We start from the raw sequence: 8,075 nt of genomic DNA, 5'->3' as shown, positions 1-8,075 counted from the left end.
CCAGAACGTCACCTTCACCGCCACCGTCTCCGCCCAGGCCCCCGGAACCGGAACCCCCACCGGAACCGTCACCTTCACCTTCGGGGATGGTTCGGGCAGCACCACGGCCACCCTCTCGGGTGGTGTCGCCACCGCCACGCGCGCCTATCCCGTGCGCGGCGGCAGCCCCTTCTCCGTCACGGCCACGTACAACGGCAGCGCCAACTTCACCGCGTCCACCGGCAATGACACCCAGACCGTCAACGCGGCCGCCACCACCACGACCGTGGCCTCCTCGCCCGATCCGTCGGTGGCGGGCCAGTCGGTGACCATCACCGCCACCGTGGCCTCCGTGGCGCCCGGAAGCGGAACCCCCACCGGAACCGTCACCTTCGCCTTCGGCGACGGCACCAGCAACGCCACCGCCACCCTCTCCGGCGGCATCGCCATCACCACCCACACCTACACCGGGACCTCCGGCAGCCCGTACACCATCACCGGCACGTACAACGGCGACACCAACTTCGCGGGGTCGAGCGGCACCGACACCCAGGCCGTCAGCCGGGCCGCCACCACCACGGCCGTGACCTCGACGCCGGACCCCTCGTCGGCCGGGCAGTCGGTGACCATCACCGCCACCGTGGGCTCCGTAGCACCCGGAAGCGGAACCCCCACCGGAACCGTCACCTTCGCCTTCGGCGACGGCACCAGCAACGCCACCGCCACCCTCTCCGGCGGCGTCGCCACCACCACCCACACCTACAGCACCAGGACCGGCAGTCCCTTCCTCATCACGGCCACGTACAACGGCAGCACCAACCACACCGCGTCCAGCGGCACCGACACCCAGACCGTCGGCACCAAGGCCGCGACCACCACCACGGCGACCTCGCTGAACGACCCCTCGGTGGTGGGTCAGTCGGTGACCCTGAGGGCCGTCGTCACGTCCCCGTCCGGCACCCCGACCGGGTCCGTCACCTTCGCCTTCGGCGACGGCACCCCGACCTCCACGGTGTCGCTCTTCCTCGGCTTCGCCTTCGTCACCCACACCTACACGACGACCACCGGCAGTCCGTTCACCTTCACGGCCACGTACAACGGCAACGACAGTTACGCCACTTCCAGCGACGCCGAGACCCAGACGGTCAACAAGGCGGCCACCACGACGCTGGTGAACTCCTCGCCGAACCCCTCGACCACGGGCGACCATGTGACCGTCACCGCGACCGTGTCCCCCGTCGCCCCCGGCGCGGGCACGCCCACCGGGACCGTCACCTTCTCCATCCCCGGGCGCACCCCGCAGACCGTGACGCTCGTGAACGGCACGGCCACCGCGGTGTTCAACCCGCTGCCCAAGGGCACGCACACCATCACCGCCAACTACAACGGCAGCGTCGGCTTCACCGCCTCCTCGGCGACCCGCACCCAGACGGTGACGAACTGAGCCCGCGTGCTTCCTATTCCGCCGCCCCGGCGGGCGGCGCGTCCTCCGGGCGCTTGTACATCCGCGTCGCCGTGATCTCGCCGTGCACCTGCTCCCCGTCCGGGTCCTGCGTCGGCAGGCCCGGCCGCAGATGCTCCTCGACGCTGATGTACTTGAGCCCGGCCCGCAGGTCCGCGTCGTTCCGCAGCCGGATCACCAGCGGGAACTCGGCCAGCGCCGTGGTGTCGAACAGGCCCGTCGTATAGAGCAGCTGGACGCCCAGCGCGTCCGCCACCGCCCGCTGCAGCTCCAGCAGATACGTGGCGTTGGCGCGGCCGATGGGGTTGTCGAGGAAGAGCGTGCCCGCGTGGCGGTGCTTGTCGCGGCCCCGGTCGTTGCTGCGCAGCGCGGCCATCGTGCAGTACAGGGCGATGGCGGCGGTCAGCAGCTGGCCGCCGGAGAAGACGTCACCCATCTGCCCGACCGGCACCCGCTCCGCGCGCAGCACCGCGTCCGGCTTCAGGATCTCCACGGCCACCCCGCGCGGCTGGAGCGCCGCCGAGACGCCGCGCAGCAGCAGGGACATGCCGTCCCGGCGCAGGTCGGAGTTCTTCTTGACCGCCGAGTGGGTCGCCTCGTCGATGACCTCGCCCAGCCGCTCCGTCAGCGTCGCCTGGTCCGGGTCGTCAAAACGGATCCGCAGGAACTCCTGCCCCGACCATTCGCCAAGACCCTCCGGCAGCCGGGAGAGCCGCTGCGCCGAGCGGAGCGTGGCCAGGCAGGATTCGACCAGGCCGCGCAGCCGGTCCACGATGGAGTCGCGGTTGCGCTCCAACTGCTCCAGCTCGTCGGTCAGCACGCGCAGCCGGGGCGCGAACGCGTCCGCCCAGGCGGCGGCGTGCTCCGGCAGCGCGGCCGCGGGCAGTTCGCGGATCTGCTGGCGGGCGGGGGTGCGGACCTGCTCGTAGCGGGTGGAGTTGGCGTGCCGTACGAGGACGTCGCTCGCCTCCCGGACCGACGACTCGGCGCCCGACAGATCGGCCGCGCAGCCGCGCAGCGAGCGGCGGGCCTCGGTGGCCGCCTGCCGGGCCTCGTCCAGACCGCCCGCGTACGGGTCGGGGCGCTCGCCGTCGTCCTCCGTGCCGGGGCCGTCGCGGAGCAGGTCCCGCAGCAGCGCGGCGGTCTCGTCGAAACCGCCCGCCGCGTCCTCGGCGGAGCGGTGGGCGCGCAGCAGGTCGGCGTGGGCGGTGCGGGCGGTGTCCAGCGCGTCCGTACGGGCGGCCAGTTCGCCGTTGGCCGTGCGCAGCAGCTCCTTCGCCTGCTCCGCGTCGGCCGGTGCCATCTCGTCCGGCAGGGCGGTGTGGGCGTCGTCGCCGTCGGCCGGGGCCAGCCGCTCGGCCTCGCCGCGCAGCCGCCCGAGCTGCTCGCTCGCCGTCGACGCGCGGGTCTCCAGCATCTGGACGAGCGATTCGGCGCGGGCCGCGGCGGCCTGCCGGGACGGGCCGTCGGCGCCGTCGGTGCCCTCCAGGAGCTGGGCGGCGCGGGTGCGGACCTTGTTGGTGAGCCGGTCGAGGGTGGCGAGCGCCGCGCTCTCGTCGCTCTCCGCGCGGGCCTGTTCGGCCCGCAGGTCGGCGCCGACGCCGACCTTCTCGTACACCTGGGACGCCGCGCGGTACGCCTCGCGCAGCGCGGGCAGCGACGCGGTGGGCGGCTCGGTGTCCTCGCCCAGGTCGTCGGGCGCCCCCGCGATCTCCGCGCGCTCGGCGCGCAGGGCGCGGGCGGTGCGGTGCGCGTCGTCGGCCGCGCGCTGGGCCGCGCGCCGGTCCTCGTCGGCGGCGCGGGCCCGGTCCACGCAGGCGGCGGCCTGCTCCTCGGCCTCGGCCGCCTCGTCGGCGAGTTCGCGCAGCCGGGTCTGCCAGTTGGCGCGCTCGCGCAGCCGGTAGGCGAGGCCCGCCAGCGCGTCCGCCACCCGGCGGGCCCGCTGTGCGGCCTCCTGCCGCTCGTCCCGCACCCGGGCCGCCTCGGTGGCCGCCTCGTCCGCCTCGGCCCGGGCCGTACGCGCCTCCACCAGCTCCCGCTGCGCCGCCTCGGCCGACTCCGCGGCGCCCTCGGCCGCCGCCGCCAGCTCGGTGAGCCGCCCAGCGGGGCAGCCGTCGCGCCACGACGCCAGCCGGGCCGCCAGCGCCCGGTCCCCGGCCAGCCGGGCGGCCAGCGCCCGGATCTCCTCGTCCCGCGCGGTGGCCCGGTCCCGCAGCCCGCGCCGCTCGTCGTCGGCGGCGCGCTCGTCGTGCATCGCCGGGTTCGGCGGTACGAGGAACACCCCGCTCTCCGCGCCTTCTTCGGGTGCGGGCGTCGGCGCGAGCAGCGCGGCCGCCGTCCCGACCGCGACGGCCGAACGCGGCAGCAGCGACGCCCGCGCCAGCACCTCGCGGGCGCGGGCGTGGGTGTCGGGGTCCGTGATGACGACGCCGTCCACCAGCTCGGGGCGGGCCGCGAGCACGGCCGCGTGGTCGACGGGGTCGACGGCCTGGGCCAGGTAGCGCCAGCCGGGCAGGGCGGGGATGCCGTGCTCGCCCAGGTACTCGACGGCGGCCAGCACGTCGGTGCTGGGCGGCAGCAGCCCGCCGTCGCCGAGCGCGGCGAGGATGCGGGAGTCGTCGGCGGCGGCGGTCCGCAGGTCGAACAGCTGCCGCTCGGCGGAGGCCACGCTCTCCTCCAGCAGCTCCCGCAACGCGTCGGCGTTCCGGTCCAGCTCCTCGGCGGTCAGCGGACCGTCTCCCACGGTCCGCCGCGGCGGCGCGTTGTCCGGGGCAGCGGGCCCCGTCTCGCCGTCGCCGACCTCGGGGTCCCAGCAGTCCTGCGCGCTGTCCGCTGGATGCGGTTGTCCGACTTCCGACGCCTGCTCGGGCACGTCCGCGTCGGCGGAGACCTGCTCCTCGCCGCCGTTGCCGACCCGGGCCGTCACCCGCTCCGGCGGCGGCGAGTCAGCCGCGTACACGCGCGTGGCGGCCACGGTGCCCGAACCGGCGTCCGCCACGGCGGAGTCGGCCACCGGCTCGCCGCTCGCGTCCGTAGCGCCGGGGGCCGCGCCGTCGCCCGCGCCCGCTGCGGGCGAGCCCGGGCGCTCGGCCTCGGGCAGGTCCTCGATGCGGACCGTTACTCGGCCTGGGCGGGAGTCTGCCGGGTGGGTGCGGCCGGGGGCGGGGTCGGGGTCGGTCGGCGCGGCGTGCGGGGTGGCGTCCTCGGGCGGCTCCTCCTCGGCGGCGAACGCGGCGCGTGGGCCTCGGGCTTCGTGGGTGGTGTCGGGGGCGTACGCGTGGTCGGCGGCGTCCAGGGCGGGGTCCGCGCGGAAGGCGGCGGGGAGTTGGGACAGGCCCAGCATGTCGTCCGCGTCCGGGTCGTCGTCCACCCGGACCGTGATCCAGCCCGTACGCGGGGACTCGGCGGCCGAGGCGCGGGCGGCGGGGATGGCGGCGGTGGGCTGGGGAAGGCCCAGCAGCTCGAGGAGGCGCGGCTCGGCGCCGAGCGCCTCGGCGGCGCGCCGCTCCGCGTCGTACGCCGACTCCGCCGCCCGTGCCGCGTCGGCGGCCCGGGCGGCGGCCAGGTCCGCGCGGGACTGTTCGGCGGCGGCCGACTTCGCGTGGTCGGCGGTGCGGCCCGCCGTCTCGCGGGCGGCCTCCCAGGCCGCGGCGGTCGTCTTCTCGGCGTCGCTGGCGGCGAGCGCGGCGCGGGCCGGGTCGGCGTCGGGGGCGGAGTCGTCGAGCCATCCGGCGCGCACCGCCTCCGCGGTCTCCTGCTCGACCTCGGCGAGCCGCTGCCGCAGGTGCTCGGCGTCGCTGCGGGCGCGCTGGGCGGCGGTGGCGGCGGAGGTGGCGTCGCGGTGGGCGGCCTCGCCGGTCTCCTGGAGGGCGGCGGAGCGCTCCTCCTCCTCGCCCGCGTGCCGTTCGCCGTCCTCGGCCGCCGAGTGGAGGGCGCGTACGAGGTCGGCGGCGGCCTTGGCGCGGGCGGCGAGCGCGGGCGCCGCGTCCCGCTCGGCCTCGCGGATGGCGGCGGCCACGCGCGCGGAGCGGTCGGCGGCGGCGCGGTGGCGGAGCACCGTCTCGGCGGCCTGCCAGGCGGAGTGCAGGGTGCGGGCGTCGTTGAGTTCGCGGCGCTGGGCGGCGGCGCCCTTCTCGGCGGCGGTGAGGGCCAGCGAGGCGTGGCGGTAGGCGAGTTCGGCGGCGACCAGGTCGCTGCGGCCGCGCGCGGTCTCCGCCTCGGTGACGGCGTGCGCGGCGGCGGCGACCTGCTGGGCGAGTTCGGCCGCGCGGCCCCGCTCCTCGCCGCCGCGCGCGGAGAGCCGCCGGGCGAGCGTACGGGTGCGCCGCTCGGCGCCCGCGTGCACGCCGCGCGCCTGCTCGCGGCGCTCGGCGGCGTCGGCGATGCGCTGGAGCAGGTCCAGCGAACCGGCGGTGAAGTCGCGCTCGGCGGTCAGTTCGGCGCGGCGGCCGAGCTTGTGCGCGAAGCCGTGGACGAGGTCGGCGAGCCCGTCCGTGTCGCGGGTGTCGGTGACGGCGCGCAGCAGCAGATCGGTGAAGTCGGAGTCGTTCTTGACGGCGAAGAGCCCGGCGGCCTCGCCCTCGTCGGCGTTCATCTCGCGCTGGTAGCGGAAGAGTTCGGGGTCGAGGCCCAGCTCGCCGAGGTGTTCGTTCCAGCGCTCGTGGATCTCCACCCAGGAGACGTCCAGATGCGGATAGGCCTTGCCCGCCTCGGTGAGGGCGTCCCGGAAGCCCTTCATGGTGCGGCGGCGACCGCGCGCGGAGGAGGCGCCCTCCGCGGCGGGGCGGACCGCCGCGGCCTCGGCGACCGGCAGCGAGTCGAGGCTGAGGCCCGGGCCGGGCCGGAACGAATACCACGCCTCGGCGAACTTCCGTGGGTCGTTGGAGACCTGGCGGCCGCGCCACTCGCTGACCTTGCCGACGACGACGGACTCGCCGGTGACCGTGTGCTGCCACTCCAGGGCGACGTGCCCGCAGTCGTCGGCGAGCAGGAACTTGCGCAGCACGCCGGAGCTGGCGCCGCCGAGCGTGTTGCGGTGGCCGGGCAGCATGACCGAGAAGATCAGCTTGAGGAGGACGGACTTGCCGCCGCCGTTCTCCAGGAAGAGCACCCCGGCGGGGGCCGGGCGGCGCGGCGGGCCGACCGGCTCGTCCTCGAAGAACTCCGCCTGGGTCGGCGCGGGGCTGGGCACCGGCTCGCCGACTCCGCGCAGGTCCAGCACGGTGTCGGCGTAGCGCGCACCGGCCGGCCCGATGGAGTAGAGGCGGACCCGGGACAGCTCGTACATGGCGGCGGACTCTCGTTGAAGGGTTCGGGAGTGAAGGGCTCAGGAGTGGAACGGCAGACCGGCGTCGGCGACGAGGTCGAGGTCGTCGCCCTCGTCCGGTGGCAGCAGCGTCGCGCTGCCATCGCCGACCGGCACGACGCCGAGCGCCAGCAGCTCGGACATGGCGGAGCTTGCCGCCATGTCGCGCACCTGCAGCTGGTAGCGGGCGGTGGTGCGGTACGTGCCGCCGGACTCGTCCCCGGTGCGCTGGAGGAAACCGGAGTCGACGAGGAAGGCGACGGCCTTGCCGATGATGCCGGTCGTCGAACCGGCCAGCCGCCGCGCGTCCTTGGTCGCGCCGGTGGCGCTGCGCCGCGCGTACACCCGCCAGGCGGCCTCCAGCCCCGGCGCCTCGGTGGCCGGGTCGGTGTTCTCGCCCTGCTCCTCGGCCCGCTGCTCCAGGCGGGCGCAGGCCTGCCGTACGAAGGCGTCGACGCCGTTGACGGTGACCCGGCCGATGTACCCGTCGTCGGCCAGGTCCTCGGGGCGCGGGAAGGCCATGGCGGCGACCGAGAGATGGGCGAGGCCGTGCAGGAAGCGGTCGGCGGAGTCGCTGGCGGCGCGGCGGGCGTAGTCGCCCATGCGGACGGCGAAGACGGAGTCCTCGTCGGCGGTCACGGCCATCCCGGCGCGGGTGGACACCTCCAGCACGATCAGCCCGAGCCCGGTGGCGACGGCGTCGGTGAGGCGCGCGAAGGCCGGTTCGTCGCGGTAGCGGCGGAGCAGCTCGGCGTACTCGACGTCCCGGGCGGGCAGCAGCTTGGGCTGCAGCCCGAAGGACACCAGCCGCGCCGCGTCGGCGGCGTCGGCGGGCGTGACCCCGCCGCCGGGCCCGCTGGGCGCGGCGGTCGGCTCGTGCTGTGCCGTGTCGTCGGCGGCGTCGTACTCGGTCACGGGTGAAGCTCCTTGCGCGGGGCGTTCTCACGGTGTGCGGCGGGGCCGGGGCAGCTCCGCGATGCCGGACGCGCGCCAACGCGGCCGGTCGGCGCCACGGCGGGCGCCGGGCGCGCCCCCGGGGTGCGGACGCACCGCACCGTCCGCGCCGGGGTACGGACGGCCGCTGATGCCGCGCCGCCAGCCAGCGCCGCGACCGGGGATCCGGACGGCGTACGGCGTCCGGCGCACGGCAATGCGGCGGCCTCGGCGCGGGCAGGCGCGTCGTACGAGCACGGGGCCATGCGGGGCGCGAAGGCGACACCGCCGGTCGGCACCCCGGCGGGCGCCGGGCGCGCCCCCGGGGTGCGGACGCACCGCACCGTCCGCGCCGGGGTACGGACGGCCGCTGATGCCGCGCCGCCAGCCAGCGCC

The 8,075-nt window shown here is 76.4% G+C and carries 3 protein-coding genes and 1 pseudogene; 2 read left to right on the top strand and 2 right to left on the bottom strand.

Annotation, left to right across the window (positions count from 1 at the left end; all coding sequences use genetic code 11):
- A partial coding sequence (locus ACWC5C_RS40500) for an Ig-like domain repeat protein (RefSeq protein WP_450884115.1) occupies nucleotides 1–1,423 on the top strand: 1,423 nt, incomplete at its 5' end.
- A 13-nt stretch (nucleotides 1,424–1,436) separates the two neighbouring features.
- On the opposite strand, the gene ACWC5C_RS40495 is transcribed toward ACWC5C_RS40500, so the two are convergent.
- A complete protein-coding gene (locus ACWC5C_RS40495) occupies nucleotides 1,437–6,728 on the bottom strand; it encodes a hypothetical protein (RefSeq protein ID WP_450884113.1) in 5,292 nt (1,763 codons plus the stop codon).
- 39 nt (nucleotides 6,729–6,767) lie between these two features.
- On the bottom strand, nucleotides 6,768–7,661 hold the full coding sequence (locus ACWC5C_RS40490) for a hypothetical protein (protein ID WP_450884111.1): 894 nt from the start codon (nucleotides 7,659–7,661) through the stop codon (nucleotides 6,768–6,770).
- Between the two features lie 123 nt (nucleotides 7,662–7,784).
- Between ACWC5C_RS40490 and ACWC5C_RS40485 the strand changes: the two are divergent.
- Nucleotides 7,785–8,075 (top strand): annotated as a pseudogene (locus ACWC5C_RS40485) (hypothetical protein); the annotation flags it as partial.

It is taken from the genome of Streptomyces sp. NPDC001700 (assembly GCF_053596435.1).
The sequence above is the reverse complement of the archived record's forward strand: the minus strand, read 5'-3'. Positions and strand labels throughout refer to the sequence as shown.